The sequence below is a fragment of the Kitasatospora sp. NE20-6 genome (assembly GCF_045862635.1).
Genome location: NZ_BPRL01000039.1, coordinates 51,753 through 77,893 on the forward strand (window position 1 = coordinate 51,753; position 26,141 = coordinate 77,893).

Consider the following 26,141-nt stretch of genomic DNA (forward strand, 5'->3'; position numbering starts at 1 on the left):
GGGCGGGAACGCCAAAACGGTTTCGGGAGCGGCTGCGGGGTGTCGCGGACGCGCACCGGCGCAGGGGTCATGACCAGCCGAGTTCGTGGAGCTCGTCGTCGTCGAAGCCGAAGTGGTGCGCGACCTCGTGGACCACCGTGGTGCGGACCTCGTCGACGATCTGCTCGAACGTCTCGCAGTAGCGCAGCGTGGGGCCCATGTAGATCAGGATCCGGTCGGGCAGGACCCCGGCGTACCACTCGCCGCGCTCGGTGAGCGGGGTGCCCTCGTAGAGGCCGAGCAGGTCGGGGGAGGACGGGTCGGGTTCGTCCTCGACGAAGATCGCGACGTTGTCCATCATCGCCGCGAGCTGCGGCGGAATCTGGTCGAGCGCGTCGGCGACCAGCGTCTCGAACTCGTCCCGGGTCATCTCCACCGCCTCATTGTCGGGTGTGCGGTGACGGTGTGCCAGGTGATCGGCGCGGGTGATTCACTGGAGTATGCGTTCGGACGGCACAGGTGAGGTGACGGCGCCCGCCGGAAGGTCCCCGGGCGGCGCGCGGCAGGCCCTGCACGGGCAGGGGGCGGCGGTGGCCGTGGTGGCGGTGGGCGGCGCCCTGGGCGCGGCCGCGCGGTACGGCACGGCGCTGGCCTGGCCCACCGGGCGCGACGCCTTCCCCTGGACGACCCTCTTCGTGAACACCCTGGGCTGTGCCCTGATCGGGATCTTCCTGGTGGTCCTCACCGAGACCGGGTCGCCGCACCCGCTGTGGCGCCCCTTCGTCGGTACGGGCGTGCTGGGCGGCTTCACCACGTTCTCGACCGCCACGGTGGACGTCCAGCGCCTGGTCGACCACGGCGCGCCGGCCCGCGGCCTGGCGTACCTCGCGGCGACCGTGCTCGCCGCGCTCACCGCGGTCTGGGTGGCGGCCGGGCTGACCCGGCGGCTGGTCGGGCGGCCCGCATGAGCAGGCTGCGCGGTACGGCGCTGCGGCTCACCGTGCTGGTGGGCGAGGACGAGAGGCACCACGGCCGGCCGCTGTACACCGAGGTCGTGCACCGGGCGCACGCGGCCGGGCTGGCCGGGGCGAGCGTGTTCCGGGGGATCGAGGGCTTCGGCGCGTCGTCGGTCGTGCACACCTCCCGGCTGCTCTCGCTCGCGGAGGGGCTGCCGGTGGCGGTCGTCGTGGTGGACACGGCGGAGCGGATCCGGGAGTTCCTTCCCCGACTGGAGGAGCTGACCGGGCTGGGCCTGGTGCTCCTCGACGAGTGCGAGGTCGTCCGGGGCCGGGGCCCGGACGAGGCGCCCGGCGGGCCGGGGGAGGTCCGGTGAACTGGCTGCTGGTGGTGGTCGGCGCCGTGGTCGGTGCGCCGCTGCGGTACCTGACCGACCGGGCGGTGCAGGCGCGGCACGACTCGGTGTTCCCCTGGGGCACGTTCGCCGTCAACACGGCGGGCTGCCTGGTGCTCGGCCTGCTGACGGGCGCGGCGTCGGCCGGCGCGGCCTCCCCGGAGCTCCAGCTGCTGATCGGCACCGGCCTGTGCGGGGCTCTGACGACGTACTCGACGTTCTCGTACGAGACGCTCCGGCTCGCGCAGGGCGGGGTGCGCTTCCTCGCCCTGGCGAACGTCGCGGGCAGCGTGTTCGCGGGCCTCGGCGCCGCGTACGCCGGGACGGCGCTGGCACGGGCGTTCTGGGGGTGACCCGGTCGGCCGGTCGGCCGGTCGGGGCGCCGTCGGCCGTGTCCGCGGGCCGCGCCGCGCGTTGGGCACCGGAGGGCGGTGGGCCCGGGTGGGCGGCGCGGGAGGTGGCTCGGGTGAGAGCGCGGGTGACGGCGGTCGGTACGAGGCGGCGCGCGGCGGCGGGTGCCGCGCTGATGGCCCTGGCCGGGCTGGGGCTCGGCGGATGCGTGGCGGTGGGGCCCGGCACGGCGGGGTCGGGGAGCAGCGGGCTGCAGGCGGGCCCGGACGGTGCCGCGGAGGCCTCCGGCGGGCCGGGGGCGGTGCAGGTGTCCGGCCGGCACCACGGGGGCAGGGGCGTGACCGTGCCCGCCGCGGAGGCCGGGAGCGCCGGTGCGCAGCCGTCCGGCGGGCCGGCGGGCGGCGGGGCGGAGTCGGCGGCTCCTGGGCCGGGTGTGCCCGAAGTCACGCCGTCCCCCTCCGTGCCGTCCAACCGCTCCGCGGAGACGCCCGCGCAGCCGTACCCGTCGCCCGTGCCGGCCGAGCCCAGCCGGGCCGCCACACCGGAGCCGGGGGCCTCTCCCAGCGGGCCGGCGGCACCGGACGGCCCGGGGCCGTTCCCGAGCCTGCCGGGATCGGCGGGCTCGGACGGCGGATCGTCGGAGCATTGACGGGCTGGCCAGGGCATTTGCCTCTGATCCCCAGGCTCGTCTATGGTGGTAGATCGTTCGTTTGATTCATTTGATTGGCGCCCTATTCCCATCTGGCGCCCTTGGCGCGTTCCGGCGATCCGTGGCTGACCGCATAGAGGCGGTTGTGTAACAGAACCCCGGACTTTGGCGCGTGCCACTTCCGGAAGGTTTTGCATGTCTCTCGTTGACGACGCCCGCTTCGCCATGCCCGCGAACGGTCTCGACGCCGCCGACACCATCGACCCCGCAGAGCTCCTCGAGGACGACGCCTCGGAGCTCACCGACACCGCCGACATCGCCGAGGGCGACACCGGCACCGACGAGCCCTCCCTCACCTTCGGCGACCTCGGCCTGCACGACGACGTCGTGCGCGCCCTCGCCAAGCGGGGCGTCACCACCCCGTTCCCGATCCAGGCCGCGACCATCCCGGACGCCCTGGCCGGCAAGGACGTGCTCGGCCGTGGCCGCACCGGCTCCGGCAAGACCCTCAGCTTCGGCCTGCCGCTGCTGACCCGCCTCGCCGACGGCGAGCGCACCCGCGCCAAGCACCCGCGCGGCCTCATCCTCGTCCCGACCCGCGAGCTGGCCATGCAGGTCGCCGACGCCCTGGAGCCGTTCGGCTCGGTGCTCGGCCTCAAGCTCAAGGTCGTCTGCGGCGGCACCTCGATGTCCAACCAGATCTACGCGCTGGAGCGCGGTGTCGACGTCCTCGTCGCCACCCCGGGCCGCCTGCGCGACCTGATCAACCGCGGCGCCGCCAAGATGGACGACGTGCAGATCGCCGTCCTCGACGAGGCCGACCAGATGGCCGACATGGGCTTCCTGCCCGAGGTCACCGAGATCCTCGACCTGGTGCCGGCCGGCGGCCAGCGCCTCCTCTTCTCCGCCACGCTGGAGAACGAGATCGACACCCTGGTCAAGCGGTACCTGAGCAACCCGGTCACCCACGAGGTCGACCCGTCCGCCGGCGCGGTCACCACGATGACCCACCACATCCTCGTGGTGAAGCCGAAGGACAAGGCGCCGATCACCAACGCCATCGCCGCCCGCAAGGGCCGGACGATCATCTTCGTCCGCACCCAGATGGGTGCCGACCGCGTGGCCGAGCAGCTCGTCGAGGCCGGTGTGAAGGCCGACGCCCTGCACGGCGGCATGACCCAGGGCGCCCGTACCCGCGTGCTCGGCGACTTCAAGGACGGCTACGTCAACGTCGTCGTCGCCACCGACGTCGCCGCCCGCGGCATCCACGTTGACGGCATCGACCTCGTGCTCAACGTCGACCCGGCCGGCGATCACAAGGACTACCTGCACCGCTCGGGCCGCACCGCCCGCGCCGGCCGCTCCGGCATCGTCGTCACCCTGGTGCTGCCGCACCAGCGCCGCGGCGTCTTCCGCCTGATGGAGGACGCGGGCGTCGACGCCTCGCGTCACATCCTCGACCACGCCTTCGACGCCGAGGTCGCCAAGATCACCGGCGCCCGCTCGCTCGTCGAGGTCCAGGCCGAGTCGGCGGCCGGCATCGCCGGTGCCGCCGAGCGCGAGGTCGCCGACATGTCCCGCCACCTGGAGCGCGCGCAGCGCCGCGCCACCGAGCTGCGCGAGGAGGCCGACCGCCTGGCCGCCCGCGCCGCCCGCGAGCGTGCCGCCCTCGGCATCGAGGACGAGGTCGTGGAGGCCGTCGAGACCGACGGCACCGAGACCCCCGCCGCCGTCGAGGCCCCGGCCGCCGAGACCGAGGCCCCGGCCGTCGAGGCCGAGCGTGCGCCGTCGTACCGCGACGCCCGCAGCGAGCGCCCCGCGTTCAACCGCGACCGCGACCGCGACCGCGAGCGTCCGTCGTTCAACCGCGACCGTGACCGGGACGACCGTGGTGGCCGTCCGTTCAACCGTGACGACCGTGGCGGCCGCTCCTTCGGCGACCGTGAGCGTCCCGCGTTCAACCGTGACCGCGACGACCGCGGTGGCCGTCCGCAGGGGCAGGGCTTCAACCGTGACGACCGCGGCAGCCGTTCCTTCGGCGGCGACCGTGAGCGCGGCGGCTTCAACCGTGACGACCGTGGTGGCCGTCCGCAGGGGCAGGGCTTCAACCGTGACGACCGCGGCGGCCGCTCCTTCGGCGGCGACCGTGAGCGTCCCGCGTTCAACCGTGACCGTGACGACCGCGGCGGCCGTTCCTTCGGCGGCGACCGTCCGGCCCGCTCGTTCGGCGACCGCCCGTCCTTCGGCGGCGACCGCGACCGCAGCGCCGGCGGCAGCAGCAGCCGTCCGTTCGCCCGCCGCGACGACCACCGCTCCGGTGGCCGTCCGCAGGGGCAGGGCTTCAACCGTGACGACCGTGGCGGCCGTTCCTTCGGTGGCGACCGTGAGCGTCCCGCGTTCAACCGCGACCGCGACGACCGCGGCGGCTTCAACGGCGGCGCCGACCGCAAGCCGCGCTGGAAGAACTGACGCCTGACGGCTGTACGCACGGGCCCGCTCCACTTCGGTGGGGCGGGCCCGTCCGCGTTCCCGGCCTCCGCCACCGGTTTTTCTCGTGAGGAGAATAACCGGTGGCGGAGGACGGCCGCCGGCGCGTACCGTCGGCGGCATGAGTCGTATGCATCAGCTGGCGGTCGAGAACGAGGAGATCGCCGACCGGGGGAGCTACCGCACCCGCGAGGGCGTGGCCGTGGAGATCGGCCCGCAGCTCGCGGCCGCACGGGCGGGCACGGTCTCGTACGGGCCCGGACCGCTGCCCGGCCACGTGCCCGCGGGGCCGGGCACCGGGACGGTCGAGGTCACCGCGGAGGGCAGCATCCAGGCCGGTGCGCGGCTGACCGCCGCCGGCGGCGAGCACGTGGCCGTGCTCAACTTCGCCTCGGCGCGCAACCCCGGCGGCGGCTACCTGCGCGGAGCCAAGGCCCAGGAGGAGGACCTCTGCCGCAGCGCGCTGCTCTACCGCAGCCTGCTGGAGGCCCCCGACTACTACGCCGCGCACCGGGCCTCCGCCGACCTCCGGTACAGCCACCGGGTCATCTGGTCGCCGCACGTCCCCGTCGTCCGCGGGGAGGGCGGCCTCCTCGCGCAGCCGTACCCGCTCTCGTTCCTCACCTCGCCCGCACCCAACGCGGGCCAGCTCGCGCTGCGTTCGGGCGGACGGCCGGTGGACGTCGCCGCCGTGCTCGCCGAACGCGCCGGACGCGTGCTGGCGGTGGCCGCCCGGCACGGCGTACGGGAACTCGTGCTCGGGGCCTGGGGATGCGGCGTGTTCCGCAACGACCCGGCGGTCGTGGCGGACGCCTTCGCCCAGGCCCTGGCGGCGGACGGCGCGGCGTTCACGAAGATCGTCTTCGCGGTCTGGGACAGGTCGCCGGTCTCCGCGAACCGTGCGGCGTTCGAGGAGCGGTTCGGGGCCCGCTCGTCGGCGGGACCGGGCCCTGCTCCGACGACGACCCTCCGGTCCTGAGGCCCGACCGGCGGTACCCGATCGCTTTTCGATCACCGAGGACCGAAACCCCGCCCGTGGCGGTCCGTCGTGATCCATACTCACGCCCGTGACCACTGACACCCGCACCCCGGCCACGGGCCGCGAGGCCGAACTGCGCGTCAGCCCGCTGGAGCTCTTCTTCGACCTCGTCTTCGTCTTCACCGTCACCCAGCTGACCGCCAGCCTCACCCACCACCTCGACGTCGGCGGGCTCGTGCGGGTGCTGGTGATGCTCGCCGTCATCTGGTGGATGTACGACGCGTTCATCTGGCTCACCAACGCCATGCCGCCCTCCACCCACCCCCGCCGCGGCTTCCTGCTCACCGGCATGGCCGCGTTCCTGGTCATCTCCCTCGCGGTGCCGCACGCCTTCGACGGCAGCGGTGCCGCCTTCGGCTGGGCGTACCTCGTGGTCATCGCCGTGCACACCGGCATGTTCGCCGCCGCCGGCGTGACCCGCGGATCCGTGCTCCGGATGGGCGGGCTCAACCTGCTCATCGCGCTGCTCGTGGTGATCGGCGGCTACCAGCAGGGCACCGTCCAGCTCCTCCTGTGGACGGCCTCGCTGGGCGTGCAGTTCGCCAACCCGTACCTCGTCGACCTGCCGCAGTTCCACCTGCACGCCCACCACTTCGTCGAACGCCACGGCCTCATCGTCATCGTCGCCTTCGGCGAGTCCGTGGTCGCCCTCGGCGTCGGTGCCTCCGCGCACACCGAGCTCACCCCCGCCCCGGTGCTCGCAGCGGTCTGCGCCCTCGCCGTCTGCGTCGGCCTCTGGTGGGCGTACTTCGGCCACGACGACGACGAGCGCGCCGCCGACCGCATGGCGGCCCTCGACGACGAGCGGCGCAACCGGCTCGCCATCCGCGTCCACAACCTCGGCCACTACGCGCTGCTGCTCGGCGTGATCCTCCTCGCGGCCGGTGCCGAGTCCGCGGTCGCCCACCCGACCCACACCATCACGCTGCCGCAGGCCGGGGCCCTCGCCGCCGGGCCCGCCCTCTTCCTCGCCGCGAACGCGGGCATCCGCCGGGCCTTCGACCAGGGGCCCGTGCTCCCCCGCCTGGCCGCCGCCGTCCTCATCGCCGCCACCGTCCCGCTCGGCACCGCACTGCCGGCGATCACCCAGCTCGCGGTGACCGCCGGGATCCTCGTCCTCACCTTCGCCTACGAGGAGCGCCGCACCGGACGGCAGCGGTCCGAGGCGGCACCGGACGGCCCGGTGCTCGTGTGACGGGGCCGGCTGCTCCACGGGAGACGGGCCGGAGCCGCACCGGACGGCAGCGTCAGTGACGACGCGCGGGCGGTGAGCCCGGGTCACGGGGACGAAGCCCGGCCGGGCCGTCGGCCGCGGGCCCGTCACCACCGGCCGGGGGCGCGGTCAGCGCGGATCGGATCGCTGCTGCCACGGACCCGGCCGGCTCGTGCTCCCAGAAGCGGAGCACACGCCACCCGGCGTCCTCCAGGGCCCGGTTGGTCTCGATGTCGCGGGCGATGTTGCGGTCCAGCTTCTCCGCCCACCACGCGCCGTTCGCCTTCGGCCTGGTGGCGTGCTCGGGGCAGCCGTGCCAGAAGCAGCCGTCCAGGAAGACGGCCACGCGGGCCCTGGTGAACGCGATGTCGATCGTGCGGCGTCGCATGAGGGGCACGGGCAGGCCCACGCGGTACCGGAGGCCGGAGGCGTGCAGCAGCCTGCGGACCGCGAGTTCGATCTCCGTGTCCTTCCGGCGCTGCCGGCTCATGCGGGACGCGACGGACGGGGACGAGGCGCCGGGGTGCGAGGTGCTCACCGGGACCGCCCGACCCGGACGGAGGCGGCCCCGCCCTCCGGGGTGCCGAACCCCGGCGGGCGACCGCGGACCCCCGCACCGGGGCCGACCGCGGTGCACGACGGTCCTGGGTCGCGTTCCATGGCCCCTCCGGCGGCAGGACGGTTCGGTGATCTTCCCAAGGTAGCTCCGCCGGCCGACAGACGGGACCGGGTCAGCTGTCCCCGGTCAGCGCCGCCCGGACGGTGTCGAGGTCGGCCTGCGTGGCGCCGTGGGCGAGGAGGTAGCCCTCGATGCTGCCGTGGAGTTCGCGCATGCGGGCGAGGGCGGCGAGGAGGTTGACGGTCTCGACGGGGTGGGAGAGCTGTTCCTCGCCGTTCTCGTCGACGTAGGTGACCGGGCCGCGGTCGAGGCCGAGGTGGGCGTTGGAGCGCAGGAAGTCGGTGACGATCTCGTCGTCGGGCAGTCCGGCGAGGTGGTGGAGCACGGCGACGGTGATGCCGGTGCGGTCCTTGCCGACGGCGCAGTGGACGATCGCGGGCAGCCCGCCGGGTGCGGCGATCCGGCGGACGGCGCCGGTGATGGCGTGGCCGCCGGTCTCGGCCATGAAGACGTACGTCTCCAGGCCGGTGGTGGGCCATTCGATGCCGGTCTCGGCGCGGTCGGGGAGCACGGGGTGGTGGTGGTCGGTGTAGTCGAGGCCGTGGCGTTCGTCGGGCCAGCGGGAGCGCTCGCCCGATGTGCGGAGGTCGATGACGCTGCGGACGCCGAGCGCCTTGAGACGCTGGGCGCCTTCGGGGGTGAGGAGGCTCAGGGCGCCGGAGCGGAAGAGCTGTCCGGTGCGGAGCCCGCCCACGCCGGCGTCGCGGAAGTTGGGGACGTCCGGGACGGCGATGTGGGCGAGGCCGGGCCGGCCGGGCAGGGTCGCGGCGTCGACCGGGCCGATCCCGGTGCCGTCGGCGTCGTGGGTGGTGGTGGCGGCGTCGAACTCGCGGTCGGTCATGTGCCCCACGGTAGGGCTGAGGGCGGCCCGGTCAGGGCTGTTCCGGCGAACTCGCCGGGGGCCGCCGGCCCGGGGGCCGCATCCCCCGGCGGCGGCCGGTCCGGGCGGGGTCAGCGGCCGCCCGCGACGTCGAGGAACGCGCCGGTCGAGTAGGAGGAGGCGGGTGAGAGGAGGTAGAGGACGGCCTCCGCGACCTCGTCCGGACGGCCGCCGCGGCCCATGGGGAGCTGCGGGGCGACGCGGTCGACGCGGCCGGGTTCGCCGCCGAGCGCGTGGATGCCGGTGTGGATGAGGCCGGGACGGACGGCGTTGACGCGGATGCCCTCGCCGGCGACCTCCAGGGCGAGTCCGCGGGTCATCGAGTCGAGGGCGCCCTTGGACGCCGCGTAGTCGACGTACTCGTGGGGTGAGCCGGTGCGGGAGGCGGCCGAGCCGATGTTGACGATCACGCCGCCGCGGCCTCCGTAGCGGGTCGACATGCGGCGGACGGCCTCGCCCGCGCACAGGAACGGGCCGGTGATGTTGGCGGCCCAGATCCGGGTCAGCCGGTCCTCGTCGAGGCCGTCCAGGCGGGACTGCTGTTCCAGGGTGCCGGCGTTGTTCACGAGCCCGGTGAGCGGGCCGAGTTCGGCGTCGACGGTGCGGAACAGCCGGGCGGCCTCCGTGCTGCGGCTGACGTCCGCGCGGACGGCGATCGCGGTGCCGCCGGCCTCCCTGATGCCGGCCACGACCCCGGCCGCCGCGGCCTCGTCGGTGCGGTAGTTGACGCAGACCCGGTATCCGCGGGCGCCGGCGAGGGCGGCGGTGGCGGCGCCGATGCCGCGGCTCGCGCCGGTGATCACGAGTACGTCGTCCATGGGCCCGACGGTAGCCGATCGGTACGCCTGCGGAGGACACCGCCCCACGCTCCGGCAGGCGGTGCCAGGGCGGACGGTCAGGCGGCGTCCCGCGCTCCGGCAGGGGCGGTCTCAGGGCGGACGGTCAGGCGGTGTCAGGGCGTGCCGGCCGCGGCCCGGATCGCGGCGATCTTCGGGGCGCGGCTCTTCGGCGAGTCGAGGCCGAAGCCGCGGGCGTCGCCGAGCTCCTCGCGGACGAACTCCTCGGTGCGCGCGACGGCCTCCTGCAGGGCGGCGTCCGCCGGCACGTACAGGTGGTGCACGATCTCGCGCCGCTCGGTGTCGTACTCCCACAGGCCCACGATGCGTCCGCGGTCGACGACGACGTGCGTCCGCGGGTCGGACTCGCTGCCGAAGCCGCGGCCGGCCCGCCCGCCGGGCAGGGTGCGGCCGGTGTCCACCGGGTCGAGCAGGCGCGGCAGGTCGCGGTGGAGGAGGTGGATGCCGTCGATCCCGGCGACGAGCGCGTACGAGGGGTCGGCGGGGGCGGCGAACGCCTCGAACTCGTCCACCAGCGCGGCGGGCAGCAGGAGTTCGGTACCGGGCAGGGTCACCAGGTCGAGCGGGGCGAGCGCGGCCTTCGCGGTGGCGGCCGTGAACCCGGTGAACCACCGCAGGTGGCGTACGGAGGCCGGGGCGGCCCAGGCGAGGTAGCGTTCGGCGAGCTCCGCGGCGGAGCCCTTCACCGGCTGGTCCCACCGGACGTAGCCGTAACGCTGCTGGTCGAGGCGGCCGTTGACCGGCACCCGGCGCACCTGTCCGCGGGCCTGGAGCAGGCCGAGGGCCAGCGGCAGGGTGCTGGACACGCCGCGCTTGCGCCCCGCGTCGCCCAGCGCGCGGACGGCGCCGCCGGCCGCCTCCCGGATCGCCGTGGGCTCCGACGGCGTCTCCGCGGACAGCAACTGCGTGACCGCCAGGCAGAGCTTCTCGATCTCGTCGCGGGTGACACCGAGGTGCCGGCCGGCCGATGCGATCTCGCTCTCCGGCGCACCGGCGCCCGCCGCGAGGCCGAGCGCGAAGTCGGACGCCGGCAGGAGGTAGGTGCAGCCGCGGGCGGACGGCAGTTCGTGCACCTCCAGGGCGGCCACGGCGGCGTCCACCTCCGCCCGGTGCAGCCCGGCCCGCGCGAACAGACCCAGGTACGGTGCCGCACCGCCGACCGAGCGCGCCCAGCCGGTGGCCGCCAGCACCGCGGCGGCGGACGCGCCCCCGTGCGGGCCCTCCGGCCCGCCGTCCAGCCACTGCCGGTGCGCCCACCAGGCCCGGAGCTTCGCCGTCGGGATCGCGCTGTCCGTCATGAGCCCACTCGCCATGCGCCCAGTATCGGCGTGCGCCGGGGCGGCCGGGCGGACCGACGTCCCGGCAATTCGCTCGCGCGGCGCGCCGCCCGCACGGCAGACTGCCCGGACCCGCAGTGCCCGGCCGGGGACCGGTGCGCGCGTCCGGCGAACGGAGACCACCCGTGCACGTCCTGCTGTCCGGCATCGTCGGCTCCACCGCGTACGGGCTCGCGCACGCGGGCTCCGACATCGACCGCCTGGGTCTCTTCGCCGCGCCCACCGTCGACTTCCACGGCCTGCACCGGCCGTCCGAGTCGCACGTCACCACCGCGCCCGACCGCACCCTCCACGAGGCCGGCAAGTGGTGCCGCCTCGCCCTGAGCTGCAATCCGACGGCCTCCGAACTCGTCTGGCTGCCCGACGAGCTGTACGAGGTCCGCACCCCGCTCGGCGACGAGCTGATCGCCGTACGCCGCTCCTTCCTCAGTGCGCGGGCCGTCCGCAACTCCTATCTCGGCTACGCCACCCAGCAGTTCCGCAAGCTGAGCACCCGTGACCCGGACGACCCGGTCTCGCGGGTGCGCAGCGCCAAGCACGCCCGCCACCTCGTGCGGCTGGTCGAGCAGGGCCTCGCCCTGCACGAGACCGGCGAGGTCGCGGTGCGGCTTGCCGACCCGGAGCGGGTCCGGGCGCTCGGCGAGCGCTACGCGGCCCGCCCGGCCGACGCAGCGGCCCTGCTGGCCACCGCCGAGGAGCGTTTCGACCGCCCGGGCGTGCTGCCGGAGGCACCGGACGAGCGCCCTGCCGAAGCCTGGCTGCGCCGCGTGCGGGCCGTCCACCTGGAGGCCGCCGCCTGACCGGGGCCCGCCCGCGCCGGGCCGCCCGGCGCGGCGCACAATCCCCTGGCGGTGCGCGGGGGATCACCGGGTAGGATCTGCCCCGGCGAGCGCTGGACGGTACCGTCCTCGCACTCCGGCGGGCCGCTAGCTCAATTGGCAGAGCTGCGGACTTTTAATCCGTAGGTTCAGGGTTCGAACCCCTGGCGGCCCACCACGCACGACGAGAGCCCCCACCGGCGGTCGACCCGCCGACGGGGGCTCTCGTCGTCCGCTGCCGGGCGGGTGGTCCGACGGAGGTGCAGCCATGGCGATCGAGGCCGAACTCAAGGCGGTGGTCCGCGACCCCGGGGGCGTGCTCCGGCGCCTGGAGGACGCGTACGGGCCCGGCCGGTCCGAGGTCTACCGGGACACCTACTACGACGCACCGGACGGCTCGCTCATGGACGCCGACCGCGAACTGCGCATCCGCACCGTGCACGGCCCGGACGGCACCCGGACCGTCCTCACCTACAAGGGCGCCCGGGTGGACGCGGCGTCCGGCTCGAAGCCGGAGGCCGAGACCCGCGTCGAGGACGCCGGCGCCGCCCACGGGATCGTGCGCGGCCTCGGCTTCGTCGAGCGGCTCGCCTTCGAGAAGCGGTGCCGGAACTACGCCTTCACCGCGGACGGCCGCGACCTGCTCGCCACCCTCGTCCGGGTGCCGGAGATCGACGGCACCTTCCTGGAGGTCGAGACCGCGGCGGCCGACGAGGCCGGGCTCCCGGCCGCCCTGGCCGTCGTACGGACGGTCCTGGCCGGCCTCGGCATCGCCGAGGACGACCTGACGGCCGGGCAGTACACCGACGCCGTCGCCGCCGTGCGCGGATCCCGCCCCTGACGGCTGCGCGCCCTTTACAGCTGCACACCCCTGACGACTGCCCCCTACGGCTGCGCCCTTACGGCTGCGCACCGGTGCGGCCCGTCCCGGCGGCTCCGGTGGCGGGGCGTGGCGGCAGCGGGAAGGGTGGGCCACGGGGATCGCCCCCGTACGGCACGGGGGATCCGCCCCGACCTCCTGGGAGGCGCCATGCCCGAGGTATCCACCCGCTACGCGCCCGGCACCCCGTGCTGGGTCGATCTGATGGCCGACGACCAGCAGGCCGCCCTCGGCTTCTACCGTGACCTGTTCGGCTGGCAGGGCGAGGTCGGCCCGGCCGAGTTCGGCGGGTACGCGGTGTGCACGCTGAACGGCAGGCCGGTCGCCGGTATCGCACCGAAGATGGCCCCGGAGGGCCAGCCGGCCCCGCCGACCGTCTGGACCACGTACCTGGCCTCGGACGACGCGGACGCCTCGCTCGCCGCGATCGGCGCGGCGGGCGGCACCACCCTGATGCCGGTGATGGACGTCGGCGACACCGGCCGGATGCTGGTCGCCGCCGACCCGACCGGCGCGGTCTTCGGCGTGTGGCAGCCGGTCGGGTTCATCGGCGCGCAGGTGGTGAACGAGCCGGGCGCGCTGACCTGGAACGACCTGCACACCTCCGACGTGCCGGCCGCGTCGGCGTTCTACGCCGCGGCGTTCGGCGTCGAGGTCGCCCCGCTGGAGGGCATGCCCGGTCACCACGGCATCCACGTGGCGGGCCGGCCGGTCGGCGGGCTCGTCGGCCTGGAGGACGACCCGCCCGGCACTCCCTCGCACTGGCAGGTCTGCTTCGCCACCGACGACACCGACAGCACGGTCGACGCGCTGGTGAAGAGGGGCGGCACGGTGCTCGCGCCGCCGTTCGACGCCCCGGTCGGCCGGATCGCCCTGGTCGCCGACCCGCAGGGCGCGGTCTTCGCGATGATCACTGCTGCCCGCTGACGTCCCGCGGCAGGGTGCCGCCCGTTCGCCCGGTGCCCAACACGCCGGTCCGCGAATGGGCGGCTTATCCGCGGCGGTACGGGCAAGACTGACATCCATGCTGGGGCTTCCGGACACCATCCGTGCGTATCTGTTCGACCTGGACGGCGTGCTGACGCAGACCGCGACCGTGCACGCCGCCGCGTGGAAGGACATGTTCGACTCCTTCCTGCGCGAGGAGGCGGGCCGTGACGGCACGCCGTTCGTCCCGTTCGACGCCACCGCCGACTACGACACCTACGTGGACGGCCGGCCGCGGCAGGACGGCACCCGCGCCTTCCTCGCGTCACGCGGCATCCGGCTGCCGGAGGGCTCCGACGACGACGCCCCCGGCACCCGCACCGTGCGCGGCCTGGGCAACGCCAAGAACGTCACCGTGCTCGCGATGATCAAGGAGCGGGGGGTCCGGGCGTACCCCGGCTCGGTCGCCTACCTGCACCGGCTGCGCGACGCCGGTCTGCCGCGCGCCGTCGTCTCCTCCAGCGCCAACTGCCGCGACGTGCTGCGCGCCGCCGGCATCGACGAACTGTTCGAGGTCGTCGTGGACGGCGTCGTCGCGCACCGGGAGGAACTGGCCGGCAAGCCCGCGCCCGACACCTACCTCGCGGCCGCCCGCCTGCTCGGCGTGGAGCCCGCGCACGCGGCGGTCTTCGAGGACGCCCTCGCCGGGGTCGCCTCCGGGCGGGCCGGCGGCTTCGGCTGCGTCGTCGGGGTCGACCGGGTCGGGCAGGCCGGCGAACTCCGTGCGCACGGCGCCGACACGGTCGTCCGCGACCTCGCCGACCTCCTCGCCGGGGAGGCGCCGTGACCGGCCAGGACGCCTTCGCCATCGATCCCTGGGGGGTCGTCGAGCACGGCCTCGACCTGGCCGGCCAGGCCCGCGGGGAGTCCGTCTTCGCCCTCTCCAACGGCCACATCGGACTGCGCGCCAACCTCGACGAGGGCGAGCCGCACGGCCTGCCCGGCACCTACCTCAACGGCGTCTTCGAGCTCCGCCCGCTGCCGTACGCGGAGAGCGGCTACGGCTACCCGGAGTCCGGGCAGAGCGTCATCAACGTCACCAACGGCAAGATCATCCGGCTGCTGGTCGACGACGAGCCGCTCGACCTGCGCTACGGCGAACTCCGCAGCCACCAGCGGAGCCTGGACTTCCGTGACGGACTGCTGCGGCGCCAGGCCGAGTGGACCTCCCCGGCGGGCCGGACCATCCGGATCTCCTCCGCCCGGCTGGTCTCCCTCACCCAGCGCGCCGTCGCGGCCATCGACTACACGATCGAGGCGGTCGACGGGCCCGTCCGCATCGTGGTGCAGTCCGAACTCGTCGCCAACGAGCAACTCCCCGACGGCGAGCGCGACCCCCGGGCGGCCGCCGTCCTGGAGGCGCCGCTGATGCCCGAGTCGCACGAGGCCTCCGGCACCAAAGCCGTTCTCGTGCACCGCACCCGCTACAGCGGCCTGCGGGTCGCCGCCGGCATGGACCACCTCATCGAGGGCCCGGACCGCTTCGAGGCCACCGCCGAGGCGTCCGAGCAGCAGTGCCGGATCAGCGTCACCACCGTGCTCCGCCCGGGCGAGAAGCTGCGCCTGGTGAAGTTCATGGCGTACGGCTGGTCGGCCACCCGCTCGCTGCCCGCCGTCCGCGACCAGGTGGAGGCGGCGCTCACCGCGGCCCGCTACACCGGGTGGGACGGCCTGGTCGCGGAGCAGAAGACCTACCTGTCGGACTTCTGGGCCGGCAGCGACATCCAGGTCGAGGGCGACGTCGAACTCCAGCAGGCCGTACGGTTCGCGCTGTTCCACGTCCTGCAGGCCGGAGCCCGCAGCGAGGAGCGCGCCATCCCGGCGAAGGGCCTGACCGGACCCGGCTACGACGGCCACAGCTTCTGGGACACCGAGACCTTCGTGCTGCCGGTGCTCACCTACTGCCTGCCGTCCGCCGTCGACCAGGCGCTGCGCTGGCGGCACACCACGCTGCCGATGGCCCGCGAACGGGCCACCCAGCTCGGCCTGGCCGGTGCGGTGTTCCCCTGGCGCACCATCCGCGGCGAGGAGTGCTCCGGCTACTGGCCGGCGGGCACCGCGGCCTTCCACATCGGCGCCGACATCGCCGCCGCCGTGGTCCGCTACGTACAGGCCACCGGCGACCAGGATTTCGAGCGCTCCTACGGCCTCGAACTGCTCGTGGAGACCGCCCGGATGTGGCGCTCGCTCGGCCACCACGACGCCGTCGGCCGCTTCCGCATCGAAGGGGTGACCGGCCCCGACGAGTACAGCGCCGTCGCCGACAACAACGTCTACACCAACCTGATGGCCCAGACGAACCTCCGGGCCGCCGCCGAGGCCGCCACCCGGCACCCGCTGGAGGCCTCCGCGCTCGGCGTCGACACCGAGGAGGCCGCCGCCTGGCGCGACGCCGCCTCCGCGATGTTCGTCCCGTACGACGAGAACCTCGGCGTGCACCCGCAGGCCGACGGCTTCACCGACCACCAGCTGTGGGACTTCGACAGCACGCCGGGCGAGAACTACCCGCTGCTGCTGCACTACCCGTACTTCGACCTCTACCGCAAACAGGTCGTCAAGCAGGCCGACCTGGTGCTCGCCATGCAGGTGCGCGGCGACGCGTTCACGGCCGAGCAGAAGGCCCGCAACTTCGCGTACTACGAGCGCCTCACCGTCCGCGACTCCTCGCTCTCCGCGTGCACCCAGGCCGTCATCGCCGCCGAGGTCGGCCAGCTCGACCTCGCCTACGACTACACCGCCGAAGCCGCCCTCATGGACCTGCACGACCTCGGCGGCAACACCCGCGACGGCCTCCACATGGCCTCCCTCGCGGGCGCCTGCATCGCCCTGGTCGCCGGATTCGGCGGGCTCCGCGACCGCGGCGGCCGGCTCTCCTTCCGGCCGAGACTGCCCTCCGGGCTGCGCCGCCTGTCGTTCGCGCTGACCGTCCGCGACAGCCTGCTGCGGGTCGAGATCACGCACGCCACCACCAGCTACACCCTGAAGCGCGGGAGCAGCCTGCAGGTGCTGCACGACGGCGAGGTGCTGGACGTCGAGGCCGGTGCGCCCGTCCGCCGGCCCACCACGGTCGCCGAGGTGCCGTCCGAGCGGTGCGTGCAGCCGCCCGGCCGCGAGCCCGCCCGCCGGCACGCGCAGGCCGGGGTGCACACCGCGCCCGTGGAGCACCTGGCAGCCGAGTGACACCTGTCGGGTGACACCTGCGGGGTGAGGCCTGCGGGGTGACGCCACTCGTTCGCCGCCGTCGGGAGGCCCGCCGCGGGGCCGTCCCGCAGGGTGGCCGTGAGGTGTGACCCGACACGGAAGGCGGTGGCCCGTGGGCAGTGTGGCCGAGCAGATGGTGGAGGTGCTCCGGCAGGCCGGGGTGGAGCGGGTCTACGGCGTGGTCGGCGACAGCCTCAACCCGGTGGTCGACGCGATCCGCCGGGCCGAGGGCATCTCCTGGGTGCACGTCCGCAACGAGGAGGCGGGCGCGTTCGCGGCGGCCGCGGAGGCCGAGCTCACCGGCCGTCTCGCGGTGTGCGCCGGCTCCTGCGGCCCCGGCAACACCCACCTGATCCAGGGCCTGTACGACGCGCAGCGCAGCGGGGTGCCCGTGCTCGCGCTCGCCTCGCACATCCCGTCCGCGCAGATCGGCTCCGGGTTCTTCCAGGAGACCCACCCCGAGCGGGTGTTCACCGACTGCAGCGGCTTCTGCGAGATGGTCTCCAGCCCCGCCCAGCTGCCCCGGCTGCTGCGCACCGCCGTGCAGCACGCGCTGGGGTCGCCCGGGGTGGCGGTGCTGGTCCTCCCCGGCGACATCGCCGCGCTGCCCGCCGCGGGGCCGACCGGCACCGGCCGGTTCCTCACCGAGCAGGCCGTCGCCGCACCGCCCTGGAGCCAGGTGCAGGCGCTCGCCGAGGCACTCGAATCCGCCTCCACCGTCGCGCTGTTCTGCGGCGCGGGGGTGCGCGGCGCGCACGAGGAGGTCATGCGGCTCGCCGACACCCTGCAGGCCCCGGTCGGGCACTCGCTGCGGGGCAAGGAGCACATCCAGTACGACAACCCGTACGACGTCGGGATGAGCGGGCTGCTCGGCTACGGCGCTTGCCACGAGGCACTGCACGAGGCCGAGTTGGTGCTGATGCTGGGTACGGACTTCCCGTACGACTCGTTCCTGCCGACCCGCCGCGTCGTGCAGGTCGACCACGACGCCACCCGGCTCGGGCGGCGCGTGCCGCTCGAACTCGCCGTGCACGGCGACGTCTCCGCCACGCTGCGGGCGGTGCTGCCGCTGCTCACCAGGCGCACGGAGCGGTCGTTCCTGGACGGCATGCTGGCCCGGCACGCCCGCGCACTGGAGACCGTCGTCGGCGCGTACACCCGGGACATCGAGAAGCACACGCCGATCCACCCCGAGTACGTCGCCGCGGTGCTCGACGACGTCGCCGCCGACGACGCGGTGTTCACCGTCGACACCGGCATGTGCAACGTGTGGGCGGCCCGCTACCTCACGCCCAACGGGCGCCGCCGGGTGATCGGCTCGTTCCTGCACGGCTCGATGGCGAACGCGCTGCCGCACGCCATCGGCGCCCAACTGGCCTTCCCCGGACGGCAGGTCGTCTCCATGTCGGGTGACGGCGGACTCGGCATGCTGCTCGGCGAGCTGCTGACCGTGGCCAAGCACCGGCTGCCGGTCAAGACCGTGGTCTTCAACAACGGCGCCCTCGGCATGATCAAGCTGGAGATGCTCGTCAGCGGCTACCCCGAGTGGGGGACCGACAACGGCGACGTCGACTACGCCGCGATCGCCCGCGCCGCGGGCATCCCCGCCAAACGGGTCACCGACCCCGCCCGGGTCCGCGAGGTGCTCGCCGAGGCGCTGGAACGGCCCGGGCCGGCGCTGATCGACGTCGTCACCGACCCGAACGCGCTCTCCGTCCCGCCGCACATCACCGCCGCCCAGCTCAAGGGCTTCGCCCTCGCCGCCGGCCGCACCGTGCTCTCCGGGGGCGTGGGCCGCATGATCGACCTCGCCCGCAGCAACCTGCGCAACATCCCGCGGCCGTGACTCCTTGCCTCTGAGGCAAGGAGCTTGCCCCTCGGGCAGAGGCGGGTGTGCACTGGTCGCATGACGGACGACCAGGAGGTCGCGGGCCTCCCCGCGAGACTGCGGGAGCACCGGCTCGCCGGGCGGCTCACGCTGGAGGGCGCGGCGGCCCGGGTGGGCCTCTCCCCAGCGTATCTGTCCCGCCTGGAGACCGGGGCGCGGCAGCCGTCACTGCCCGTGCTGCTCGGCCTCGCCCGTGCGTACGGCACCACCGTCGCCGGGCTGCTCGGCGAACAGCCCGGCGAACCCGACCCGGTGGTGCGCGGCGGCGCGATCGAGCCCGGGGTCGCCGGCGGCTGGGGATACCGGCGCGCCGGGGCGCAGGGCCGGGCCCTGCAGGCCCTGCGGGTGCAGGTGCCGCCCGCGGTGCAGGACGCCGTCGTCCGGGTGCACCCCGGCGAGGAGTGGCTGTACGTGCTGGACGGACGGCTGCGGCTCACCCTCGGCGACCGCGTCCACCTGCTCGACGCGGGCGACTCCGCGCACTTCGACTCGCTCACCCCGCACTGCATCGCCGCCGAACCGCCCGGCGGGGTCGAGCTGCTCTTCCTGCACACGCTGCTGCAGAGCCCCGGCGGCGCGCTCTGCCTCGGCGACACCCCCCGCATCTGACCCGACGCCCCGCATCCGACCCGACACACCAGGAGAGACGGACATGGCCCAGCCCACCGCCACCACCACCGACGCCGGCCGGCGCACCGACCGCCGGGTCTGGATCCGGGCCGCGATCTACATGGTCGCCACCCACGTCTTCGCGGGCTTCGTGATCCTCCTCTTCGAGATCGGAGCCCGGAAGAACGGCTGACCGGCCGACCACCTTTGCTGCCCGGGACCGCCCGGGCCCGCCCGGGCACATGCCCGGCCCGCCCGGCCTCACAGCCGGACGAGCGTGCACAGGGCGTCCAGCGCGGCCTCGAAGCCGTGGTCCGGCGGGGTGGCGTACCCGATCACCAGGGACGCCGGGCGCTCCGGCTCCGGGCCCGCCGCCGGTGCGCGGCACCAGCCCACGGAGTTCAGGGACAGCCCGAGCCACGCGGCCTGCCGCACCAGCTCCTCCTCGTCGAGGGAGCCGGGCGGCAGCTCCAGCACCGCGTGCAGCCCCGCCGAGATGCCGGTGACCCGCACCTCGGGCGCCCTCTCGGAGAGCACCGCCACCAGGCGGTCCCGGCGGCGCCGGTACACCAGCCGGCTCCGCCGCACGTGCCGGTCGTACGCCCCGGACGTGATCAGCTCGGCCAGCGTGAGCTGGTCGATCACCGCGTGCTGCCCGTCGGCGAGCTCCTTCTGCCGGACCACCGGGCCGACCAGGGATCCCGGCAGCGCCAGCCAGCCCAGCCGCAGCCCCGGGGCGAGGCTCTTGCTGGCGGTGCCCGCGTAGACGACCCGCTCGGGGTCGAGGGCCTGCAGCGCCCCGACGGGCTGCCGGTCGTAGCGGAACTCGCCGTCGTAGTCGTCCTCGACGACCAGGCCGCCGCTCCCCCGGGCCCAGGCGACCGCCGCCGCCCGGCGGTCCGCCCGCAGCGCCACCCCGGTCGGGAACTGGTGCGCGGGCGTCAGCACGGCCGCCGCCGCGCCCGTGCCGGGCAGCAGGTCGGTGCGGGCCCCGGCGCCGTCCAGGGGCAGCGGGACCACGGCGAGGCCCTTGGCGTCGATCACCGCCTGCTGCAGCGGCAGCCCGTACTCCTCGACCGCGACGCTGCCGTGCCCCTGCGCCCGCAGCACCTCGCACAGCAGGCCGAGGCCCTGCGTGTACCCCGAGCAGACCACCAGCCGGTCCGGGTCGGTCCGCACGCCGCGGACCCGGGCCAGGTAGTCGGCGAGGGCCCGGCGCAGTTCGATCCGGCCGCGCGGGTCGGTGTAGCCGAACGCCTCGTGCGGCGCGGAGGCCAGCGCCCGGCGGGCGGCGGCCAGCCAGGCGGACCGCGGGAACCGCGAGAGGTCCGGCCGCCCCGGCAGGAGGTCGTGGCGGCCGGCGGGGCTGCGCGGCGCGACCGTCCGGGGCGCCGGGTCGGACGGTGTGCCGCGGTCGGCCACGACCGTGCCGGAGCCCTGGCGGGAGGCCAGCCAGCCCTCGGCGACGAGCTGGGCGTACGCCTCGGCGACGGTGTTGCGGGCGATGCCGAGATCACGGGAGAGCTCCCGCGAGGACGGCAGCCGGGTGCCCCGGGCCAGCCGGCCGGTGCGGACGGCCTCGCGCAGCGCGTCCTCCAGTGCCGCCCGCAGGCCGAGGCCGCGGGTGCGGCCCGCGGTCAGGTCGAGGTGCAGGTCGCCGCCGAAAGTGGCCCAGGAATCCATGCGCCCAATGAACCACAGGGAGGGGCCACTTCGTTCCTAGGGTGATGGCATGACGACGAACGACACCGCCTACGTCCCCGCTCCCGTCCAGCGCCTCTCGATGCCCGAGCAGGCCGCCGAGTTCTACCGCGGCATGGTCGACCTCGACCGCGCGGCCCGGGCCGGCATCGACCCGATCCTGGCCGAGCTCGTCCGCATCCACGCCTCGGCGCTCAACGGCTGCGCCTTCTGCCTCGACATGCACGTCACCGACGCGCGCAGGATCGGCGAGCAGGAGCACCGCATCGCCACCCTCCCGGCCTGGCGGGAGGCCCCCTGGTACACCGCCCGTGAGCGGGCCGCCCTCGCCCTCACCGAGGCCGTCACGCTCGTCACCCGGGGGCACGTGCCGGACGCCGTCTACGACGAGGCCGCCAAGCACTTCGCGCAGCAGGAGCTCGCCCAGCTGATCGCCCTGATCATCGCGATCAACTCGTGGAACCGCATCGCCATCGCCACCCGCCTCAGCCCGGCCCCCAAGCAGGGCTGAGGCCGCCTTCCGTCCATGTCCGCAAACCGCCGGTCCGGCGGTCCGCCCTTCGACAGGCTGGTACTCATGACGACGCAGCAGGATCTCGCCCGCCGGTTCCACGACCTCCACCGCCCCGGCACCCCGCTGGTGCTCGCGAACGTGTGGGACGCGTTCGGCGCCCGCCTGGTGGTGGAGGCCGGCGCCCCGGCGGTGGCCACCGCCAGCGCCTCCGCCTCCTGGACGCTCGGAGTGCCCGACGGCGAGGGGCTCGACCGGGACGCCGCGGTGGCCCTGGTCGCCCGGGTCGCGCGGTCGGTCGCGGTGCCGGTCACCGCGGACATCGAGAGCGGGTACGGCGGGAGCGCCGCCGAGGTCGGGCGGACGGTCGCGGCCGTGCTCGCGGCCGGCGCGGTGGGCGTCAACCTGGAGGACGGCACCCGCGGTGCGGCCGAGCACGCCGAGCGGATCGCCGCGGCGCGCGCCGCCGCCGACGCGGCCGGTACGGCGCTCTACGTCAACGCGCGCACCGACGGGTACCTGCTGGGCCTGGGCGCGCCGGAGGAGCGGTTCGACGAGGCCGTCCGCCGGGCGAAGGAGTACCTGGCGGCGGGGGCCGACGGCGTCTTCGTCCCCGGGGTCCGCGACATCGCGACCGTCGCGGCGCTCGCCGCCGCGATCCCGGCGCCGCTCAACGTGATGGCCGGGCCCGGCGCGCCGTCCGTGGCGGAGCTGGCCGCCGCCGGGGCGGCCCGGATCTCGTTCGGCCCGGCGGCGGCGCTGGCCGCGTACGGCACGCTCCGCGAGGCGGCGGGCGAGCTCTACCGCACCGGCGGGTACACGGGGCTGGCGACCTCGCTGACGTACGGGGAGGCGAACGCGCTGATGCGGGGTCAGGCGCACCCGGCGTAACCCATCTCACAGCGCGGCCCGGCCGGTTCGGCCGGGCCGCGCCGCGTTCCCGCCCTACTCTTTAGACTGACCAGTCAGTCTAAAAATGGGGGGACGTCATGGGGGAACGCACCGCGGGAGCCGCGGTCCGCGCCGACGCACTGTCACTGCGCGGCCCACGCGGCCCCGTCTACCGCGACATCGGCTTCGAGGCCGCCCCGGGCGCGCTCGTCGCCGTCGCCGGGCCCGCCGGATCCGGCCGCACCTCGCTCCTGCTCACCCTCGCCGGAAGAATGCGCCCCAGCAGCGGCCACGCCGAGATCGACGGCCTCGCCCTGCCCGGCCGGGCCGCCGCCGTCCGCCGGATCGCCGCCCTCGGACCGGTGCCCGGCGTCAACGACCCCGACCCCGTGCTCGACGTCGGCGCCCACCTGCGCGAACGGATCCACCTGCACGGCCGCTCCTTCGCCCGGCCCTCCCGCCGCGCCACGGCCGACCGCACGACCCGCGCCCTCGCCGCCGCCGGGCTGCCCGCCGACCGGCTCCCGCAGGGCCTCCGCACCCCCGCGGGGGAGCTGGACGCCCTCGACCGGCTCCGCCTGGGCCTTGCCCTCGCCCTGCTCGGCGAACCCCGCCTGATCTGCACCGACGACGTCGACGACCGCCTGCACGGCGCCGACCGCGACGCCGCCTGGCACCTCCTGCGCGCCGTCGCCGACACCGGCACCACGGTGGTCGTCGCCACCACCGACACCGCGCACGCCGCCGAACGGGCCGACCTGACCGTGCACACCGCGCCCACAGCCGCGCCCGAACGTCCTGCTGCCACCGCCACCGCCACCGCCACCGCCGGCGACCCGGCCGGCGACCGGTCCGACGAGCCCGCGGCGTCCGACGAGGAGACCACCGATGCGCACGCTTGACCTGGCCCGGCTGGAGCTCGGCCGCTTCGCCCGCGGCAGGCTGCCGCGCGCCGCGATGGCCGCCCTCCTCCTGCTGCCGCTGCTCTACGGCGCGCTCTACCTCTGGTCGTTCTGGGATCCGTACGGCCGTCTCGACCGGCTGCCCGTCGCCCTCGTCGTCGAGGACCGCGCCGTCACCGCGCAGGGCACCAGGGTCGACGCCGGGCACGAACTCGCCGCGAAGCTGAAGCAGAGCCACACGTTCGGCTGGCAGGAGACCACCGCGGACGACGCCGCGAAGGGCCTCGCCACCGGCCGGTACTACCTCACGCTCACCGTGCCCGCCGACTTCAGCGCCGCCATCGCCGGCAGCGACGGCGACAGCCCCCGGCACGGCACCCTGCAGGTGCGCACCAACGACTCCAACAACTACATCGTCGGCTCCATCTCCCGCACCGTCTTCGCCGAGGTGCGGGCCGCCGCCTCCGCCAAGGCGTCCGCCGCCTTCTACGACCGCATCTTCCTCGGCTTCTCCGACCTCCACGACCGCACCCGGGAGGCCGCCGACGGCGCCGGCCGGCTCGACGCCGGGGCCGCCCGTGCCAAGGACGGTGCCGCCGCCCTCGCCGACGGCAGCGCCCGCGCCAAGGCCGGCGCCGGGCAGCTCGCCACCGGCACGCAGCGGGCGGCCACCGGCGCCGCCGAACTCTCCGCCGGGCTCGACCGCGCCAAGGAGGGCAGCGGCGACCTCGCCGACGGCATCACCCGCATCGACGAGAACCTCGCCCGGCTCTCCACCGGCGCCCGGCAGGTCGCCGACGGCACCCGGCAGCTGACCGACCGGATCGACCCGCCGGCCCGTCAGCTCTCGCCGCTGCTGCACGCCTACCCCGAGCAGATCCGCGTGGCCGCCCGGGCCACCGCGGACGCCGCCCACGAGGTCTCCCTCGGCCTGAAGGACCTGCCGGGCCGGTCCGCGGCCGTCCTCGCCGACGCCCGCGCCCTCTCCGCCCGGATCGACACCGCGTACGAGCGGGCCTGCCCCGGCGGGGCCCCGGCCCCGGGCGGCAGCGCCGTCGACTGCCGGTCGGCGGCCGCCCTCTCCGACCTGGGGCACCGGCTCGTCGCCACCGCCGAACGCGCCGACGCCCTCGTCCGGCAGGTGGCACCCGCGCTCGACGGCCTGGCCGCCGACGCCGCCACCGTCGAGAAGCTCGCCCGGCAGCTCGCCGGCCTCGACCTCGCGGCCGAGTTCGACGCCCGGGTCGCCGCGGTCCACCGGCTCGACGACGGCGCCCACCAGGTCGCCGACGGCGCCGACCGGCTCCGGCAGGGCACCGCGCAGGCCCTCACCGGCGTGCGCACCCTCGACACCGGCCTCGGCCGGCTCGACACCGGCGCCCGCAGCCTCACCGGCGGTCTCCACCGGCTCTCCGACGGCGCCGGCACCCTCGACTCCGCCGCCGGACGCCTCGCCACCGGCGCGGCCGGCCTCGACGACGGGCTCGGCGAACTCGCCGGCGGCGCCGACCGCCTCGCCGCGGGACTGCGCGACGGCACGGACGCGATCCCCGACTACACCGACGGCCAGCGGGCCGCCCGGGCCGCCGCCATGAGCGACCCCGTCGCCCTCGCCCGTCAGGAGCTCAACAAGGCCCCCGACTACGGCACCGGCTTCGCCCCGTACTTCGTCCCGCTCGCCCTGTGGGTCGGCGCCATGGTCACGTACATGCTGCTGCGGCCGCTCTCGCCGCGCGGCCTGGCCGCCAACGGCCCCGCCTGGCGGGTGGCGTTCGCCGGCTGGCTGCCCGCGGCGGGACTCGGGCTCGGGCAGGCCGCCGCCCTGCTCGCGGTGCTGCACTTCGGCCTCGGCCTGGAGACGGCCCGCCCCGCCGGGGTGGCGGCCTACCTGGCGCTCACCGTGCTCGCCTTCACCGCCGTCATGCAGTGGATCAACGCCCGGTTCGGCCCGGCGGGCCGGCTGCTCGCGCTGGCCCTGCTGATGCTGCAGCTCACCTCGGCGGGCGGCACCTACCCGGTGGAGTCCAGCCCGGGCTTCTTCAACGCGATCCACCCGTACCTGCCGATGACGTACGTCGTCGCCGGGCTGCGGCGGCTGATCAGCGGCGGCGACCTCACGGTGGTCCGCACCGGCAGTCTCGTCCTGCTGGCGTTCTGGGCGGGGGCGCTGGCCCTCACCGTGCTGACCGCCCGTGGCCGGCAGGTCTGGACGGTCTCCCGCCTGCACCCCGAGCTGTCGCTCTGACGGCCCGCCCGCCGCTGCGGTCCGCCGGGCCGCGGCGGGTGCGCGGTACGATCCGCCCGCCCGGCCCGATCCCCCCACCCACCCGGAAGCACCCATGAGCGATCGCCGCAGCGCGACCCGGCAGAAGCTGTACGAGGCCGCCGTCACCCTCATCGCCGAACAGGGCTTCTCGGCCACCACCGTGGACGAGATCGCCGAACGCGCGCAGGTCGCCAAGGGCACGGTCTACTACAACTTCGCCAGCAAGACCGAGCTGTTCGAGGGCCTGCTGCGGCACGGCACCGGGCTGCTCACCGACTCGCTGCGGAAGGCCGCCGAGGGCCGGCCGCCGATCGAGGGCGTCGACGCGATGATGCGGGCCGGCCTCGACTTCATCGCCGCCTACCCGGCGTTCGCGCAGCTCTTCGTCGCCGAGACGTGGCGCACCAACCGCACCTGGCACGACTCGCTGCGGCTGATGCGGGACGGCGCGGTCGCGGTGGTCGCGGAGGTGCTCGACGAGGCCGTCCGGGCCGGGCAGCTCTCCGCGGACCTGGACACCCAGCTCACCGCGTCCGCGCTGTTCGGCATGGTGCTCGTGGTCGCCCTCGACTGGCTGGCCTTCCAGCCGGAACGCACCGCGGACGACGTGCACGCGGCGCTCGTCCGGCTGGTGCACGGCCGGATCACCCCGGCCTGACCCGGCG

25 protein-coding genes and 1 tRNA gene are annotated in these 26,141 nt (G+C 75.2%); 20 read left to right on the forward strand and 6 right to left on the reverse strand.

Annotation, left to right across the window (positions count from 1 at the left end):
- Positions 1-67 precede the first annotated feature (67 nt).
- Positions 68-409, reverse strand: coding sequence for a metallopeptidase family protein (locus tag SNE206_RS25080; RefSeq protein ID WP_405015442.1), 342 nt, complete (start codon positions 407-409; stop codon positions 68-70).
- 94 nt (positions 410-503) lie between these two features.
- Between SNE206_RS25080 and SNE206_RS25085 the strand changes: the two genes are divergently transcribed.
- From SNE206_RS25085 to SNE206_RS25110, 6 genes are all read left to right on the forward strand, one after another.
- A complete protein-coding gene (locus SNE206_RS25085; RefSeq protein WP_407915751.1) occupies positions 504-947 on the forward strand; it encodes a fluoride efflux transporter FluC in 444 nt (147 codons plus the stop codon).
- The gene (locus tag SNE206_RS25090; RefSeq protein WP_407915752.1) at positions 944-1,312 is read left to right on the forward strand and encodes a DUF190 domain-containing protein; all 369 of its coding nucleotides are present in this window, start codon (positions 944-946) and stop codon (positions 1,310-1,312) included. The genes SNE206_RS25085 and SNE206_RS25090 overlap by 4 nt, the downstream gene beginning before the upstream one ends.
- Complete coding sequence (gene crcB / locus SNE206_RS25095; protein ID WP_407915753.1) at positions 1,309-1,683, forward strand: fluoride efflux transporter CrcB; 375 nt, start codon at positions 1,309-1,311, stop codon at positions 1,681-1,683. The genes SNE206_RS25090 and crcB overlap by 4 nt, the downstream gene beginning before the upstream one ends.
- Positions 1,684-2,525: 842 nt before the next feature.
- Entirely contained in the window at positions 2,526-4,799 is a 2,274-nt protein-coding gene (locus SNE206_RS25100) for a DEAD/DEAH box helicase (protein WP_407915754.1), read from the forward strand.
- 139 nt (positions 4,800-4,938) lie between these two features.
- Entirely contained in the window at positions 4,939-5,796 is an 858-nt protein-coding gene (locus SNE206_RS25105) for a TIGR02452 family protein (RefSeq protein WP_407915755.1), read from the forward strand.
- Between the two features lie 88 nt (positions 5,797-5,884).
- Complete coding sequence (locus SNE206_RS25110) at positions 5,885-7,051, forward strand: low temperature requirement protein A (RefSeq protein WP_407915756.1); 1,167 nt, start codon at positions 5,885-5,887, stop codon at positions 7,049-7,051.
- A 52-nt stretch (positions 7,052-7,103) separates the two neighbouring features.
- On the opposite strand, the gene SNE206_RS25115 is transcribed toward SNE206_RS25110, so the two are convergent.
- The 4 genes from SNE206_RS25115 to SNE206_RS25130 all read right to left on the reverse strand — a co-directional run bounded on the left by SNE206_RS25115 (position 7,104) and on the right by SNE206_RS25130 (position 10,798).
- The gene (locus SNE206_RS25115; RefSeq protein WP_407915796.1) at positions 7,104-7,559 is read right to left on the reverse strand and encodes a very short patch repair endonuclease; all 456 of its coding nucleotides are present in this window, start codon (positions 7,557-7,559) and stop codon (positions 7,104-7,106) included.
- 241 nt (positions 7,560-7,800) lie between these two features.
- Positions 7,801-8,589 (reverse strand): tyrosine-protein phosphatase, encoded by a 789-nt coding sequence (locus SNE206_RS25120; protein WP_407915757.1) that lies wholly within the window; start codon positions 8,587-8,589, stop codon positions 7,801-7,803.
- 110 nt (positions 8,590-8,699) lie between these two features.
- Positions 8,700-9,446 (reverse strand): SDR family oxidoreductase, encoded by a 747-nt coding sequence (locus SNE206_RS25125; RefSeq protein ID WP_407915758.1) that lies wholly within the window; start codon positions 9,444-9,446, stop codon positions 8,700-8,702.
- Between the two features lie 134 nt (positions 9,447-9,580).
- Complete coding sequence (locus SNE206_RS25130; RefSeq protein ID WP_407915759.1) at positions 9,581-10,798, reverse strand: DNA glycosylase AlkZ-like family protein; 1,218 nt, start codon at positions 10,796-10,798, stop codon at positions 9,581-9,583.
- 119 nt (positions 10,799-10,917) lie between these two features.
- Between SNE206_RS25130 and SNE206_RS25135 the strand changes: the two genes are divergently transcribed.
- The 9 genes from SNE206_RS25135 (at position 10,918) to SNE206_RS25175 (ending at position 19,398) form a co-directional block, all read left to right on the forward strand.
- Positions 10,918-11,622: a DNA polymerase beta superfamily protein gene (locus SNE206_RS25135; protein WP_407915797.1), complete on the forward strand. Its 705-nt coding sequence runs from the start codon at positions 10,918-10,920 to the stop codon at positions 11,620-11,622.
- Between the two features lie 120 nt (positions 11,623-11,742).
- Positions 11,743-11,818: transfer RNA gene (locus SNE206_RS25140), tRNA-Lys, on the forward strand.
- A 90-nt stretch (positions 11,819-11,908) separates the two neighbouring features.
- Positions 11,909-12,481, forward strand: coding sequence for a class IV adenylate cyclase (gene cyaB / locus SNE206_RS25145; RefSeq protein WP_407915760.1), 573 nt, complete (start codon positions 11,909-11,911; stop codon positions 12,479-12,481).
- A 189-nt stretch (positions 12,482-12,670) separates the two neighbouring features.
- Positions 12,671-13,447, forward strand: a complete 777-nt coding sequence (locus tag SNE206_RS25150; RefSeq protein ID WP_407915761.1) for a VOC family protein — start codon at positions 12,671-12,673, stop codon at positions 13,445-13,447.
- Between the two features lie 97 nt (positions 13,448-13,544).
- Positions 13,545-14,294: an HAD family hydrolase gene (locus SNE206_RS25155; protein WP_407915762.1), complete on the forward strand. Its 750-nt coding sequence runs from the start codon at positions 13,545-13,547 to the stop codon at positions 14,292-14,294.
- On the forward strand, positions 14,291-16,687 hold the full coding sequence (locus SNE206_RS25160; protein ID WP_407915763.1) for a glycoside hydrolase family 65 protein: 2,397 nt from the start codon (positions 14,291-14,293) through the stop codon (positions 16,685-16,687). The genes SNE206_RS25155 and SNE206_RS25160 overlap by 4 nt, the downstream gene beginning before the upstream one ends.
- Before the next feature lie 133 nt (positions 16,688-16,820).
- Positions 16,821-18,554, forward strand: a complete 1,734-nt coding sequence (locus tag SNE206_RS25165; RefSeq protein ID WP_407915764.1) for a pyruvate dehydrogenase — start codon at positions 16,821-16,823, stop codon at positions 18,552-18,554.
- 60 nt (positions 18,555-18,614) lie between these two features.
- Positions 18,615-19,205, forward strand: a complete 591-nt coding sequence (locus tag SNE206_RS25170) for a helix-turn-helix domain-containing protein (RefSeq protein WP_407915765.1) — start codon at positions 18,615-18,617, stop codon at positions 19,203-19,205.
- Positions 19,206-19,248: 43 nt separating this feature from the next.
- Positions 19,249-19,398 carry a DUF6126 family protein gene (locus tag SNE206_RS25175; RefSeq protein WP_407915766.1) on the forward strand — a complete coding sequence of 50 codons (150 nt, stop codon included), beginning with the start codon at positions 19,249-19,251 and terminating at the stop codon, positions 19,396-19,398.
- 68 nt (positions 19,399-19,466) lie between these two features.
- On the opposite strand, the gene SNE206_RS25180 is transcribed toward SNE206_RS25175, so the two are convergent.
- Complete coding sequence (locus tag SNE206_RS25180) at positions 19,467-20,888, reverse strand: PLP-dependent aminotransferase family protein (RefSeq protein WP_407915767.1); 1,422 nt, start codon at positions 20,886-20,888, stop codon at positions 19,467-19,469.
- A gap of 49 nt (positions 20,889-20,937) precedes the next feature.
- Between SNE206_RS25180 and SNE206_RS25185 the strand changes: the two genes are divergently transcribed.
- The 5 genes from SNE206_RS25185 to SNE206_RS25205 all read left to right on the forward strand — a co-directional run bounded on the left by SNE206_RS25185 (position 20,938) and on the right by SNE206_RS25205 (position 26,134).
- Positions 20,938-21,417 (forward strand): carboxymuconolactone decarboxylase family protein, encoded by a 480-nt coding sequence (locus tag SNE206_RS25185; RefSeq protein ID WP_407915768.1) that lies wholly within the window; start codon positions 20,938-20,940, stop codon positions 21,415-21,417.
- A gap of 66 nt (positions 21,418-21,483) precedes the next feature.
- Positions 21,484-22,308, forward strand: a complete 825-nt coding sequence (locus SNE206_RS25190) for an isocitrate lyase/phosphoenolpyruvate mutase family protein (protein WP_407915769.1) — start codon at positions 21,484-21,486, stop codon at positions 22,306-22,308.
- Positions 22,309-22,406: 98 nt separating this feature from the next.
- Positions 22,407-23,210 carry an ATP-binding cassette domain-containing protein gene (locus SNE206_RS25195; RefSeq protein WP_407915770.1) on the forward strand — a complete coding sequence of 268 codons (804 nt, stop codon included), beginning with the start codon at positions 22,407-22,409 and terminating at the stop codon, positions 23,208-23,210.
- The gene (locus SNE206_RS25200) at positions 23,197-25,455 is read left to right on the forward strand and encodes a YhgE/Pip family protein (RefSeq protein ID WP_407915771.1); all 2,259 of its coding nucleotides are present in this window, start codon (positions 23,197-23,199) and stop codon (positions 25,453-25,455) included. The genes SNE206_RS25195 and SNE206_RS25200 overlap by 14 nt, the downstream gene beginning before the upstream one ends.
- A gap of 94 nt (positions 25,456-25,549) precedes the next feature.
- Positions 25,550-26,134 (forward strand): TetR/AcrR family transcriptional regulator, encoded by a 585-nt coding sequence (locus SNE206_RS25205; protein ID WP_405012112.1) that lies wholly within the window; start codon positions 25,550-25,552, stop codon positions 26,132-26,134.
- The last annotated feature ends 7 nt before the right edge of the window (positions 26,135-26,141 follow it).

What these genes read in the sequence shown, in the direction of transcription:
- SNE206_RS25125 (WP_407915758.1), bottom strand. Translation starts at nt 9,446, where the DNA reads ATGGACGACGTACTCGTGATCACCGGCGCGAGCCGCGGCATCGGCGCC.
- SNE206_RS25090 (WP_407915752.1), top strand. Translation starts at nt 944, where the DNA reads ATGAGCAGGCTGCGCGGTACGGCGCTGCGGCTCACCGTGCTGGTGGGC.
- SNE206_RS25080 (WP_405015442.1), bottom strand. Translation starts at nt 409, where the DNA reads ATGACCCGGGACGAGTTCGAGACGCTGGTCGCCGACGCGCTCGACCAG.
- SNE206_RS25150 (WP_407915761.1), top strand. Translation starts at nt 12,671, where the DNA reads ATGCCCGAGGTATCCACCCGCTACGCGCCCGGCACCCCGTGCTGGGTC.
- SNE206_RS25190 (WP_407915769.1), top strand. Translation starts at nt 21,484, where the DNA reads ATGACGACGCAGCAGGATCTCGCCCGCCGGTTCCACGACCTCCACCGC.
- SNE206_RS25185 (WP_407915768.1), top strand. Translation starts at nt 20,938, where the DNA reads ATGACGACGAACGACACCGCCTACGTCCCCGCTCCCGTCCAGCGCCTC.
- SNE206_RS25170 (WP_407915765.1), top strand. Translation starts at nt 18,615, where the DNA reads ATGACGGACGACCAGGAGGTCGCGGGCCTCCCCGCGAGACTGCGGGAG.
- SNE206_RS25205 (WP_405012112.1), top strand. Translation starts at nt 25,550, where the DNA reads ATGAGCGATCGCCGCAGCGCGACCCGGCAGAAGCTGTACGAGGCCGCC.
- SNE206_RS25180 (WP_407915767.1), bottom strand. Translation starts at nt 20,888, where the DNA reads ATGGATTCCTGGGCCACTTTCGGCGGCGACCTGCACCTCGACCTGACC.
- SNE206_RS25130 (WP_407915759.1), bottom strand. Translation starts at nt 10,798, where the DNA reads ATGGCGAGTGGGCTCATGACGGACAGCGCGATCCCGACGGCGAAGCTC.
- SNE206_RS25175 (WP_407915766.1), top strand. Translation starts at nt 19,249, where the DNA reads ATGGCCCAGCCCACCGCCACCACCACCGACGCCGGCCGGCGCACCGAC.
- SNE206_RS25100 (WP_407915754.1), top strand. Translation starts at nt 2,526, where the DNA reads ATGTCTCTCGTTGACGACGCCCGCTTCGCCATGCCCGCGAACGGTCTC.
- SNE206_RS25200 (WP_407915771.1), top strand. Translation starts at nt 23,197, where the DNA reads ATGCGCACGCTTGACCTGGCCCGGCTGGAGCTCGGCCGCTTCGCCCGC.
- SNE206_RS25195 (WP_407915770.1), top strand. Translation starts at nt 22,407, where the DNA reads ATGGGGGAACGCACCGCGGGAGCCGCGGTCCGCGCCGACGCACTGTCA.
- cyaB (WP_407915760.1), top strand. Translation starts at nt 11,909, where the DNA reads ATGGCGATCGAGGCCGAACTCAAGGCGGTGGTCCGCGACCCCGGGGGC.
- SNE206_RS25115 (WP_407915796.1), bottom strand. Translation starts at nt 7,559, where the DNA reads ATGAGCCGGCAGCGCCGGAAGGACACGGAGATCGAACTCGCGGTCCGC.
- SNE206_RS25105 (WP_407915755.1), top strand. Translation starts at nt 4,939, where the DNA reads ATGAGTCGTATGCATCAGCTGGCGGTCGAGAACGAGGAGATCGCCGAC.
- SNE206_RS25155 (WP_407915762.1), top strand. Translation starts at nt 13,545, where the DNA reads ATGCTGGGGCTTCCGGACACCATCCGTGCGTATCTGTTCGACCTGGAC.
- SNE206_RS25120 (WP_407915757.1), bottom strand. Translation starts at nt 8,589, where the DNA reads ATGACCGACCGCGAGTTCGACGCCGCCACCACCACCCACGACGCCGAC.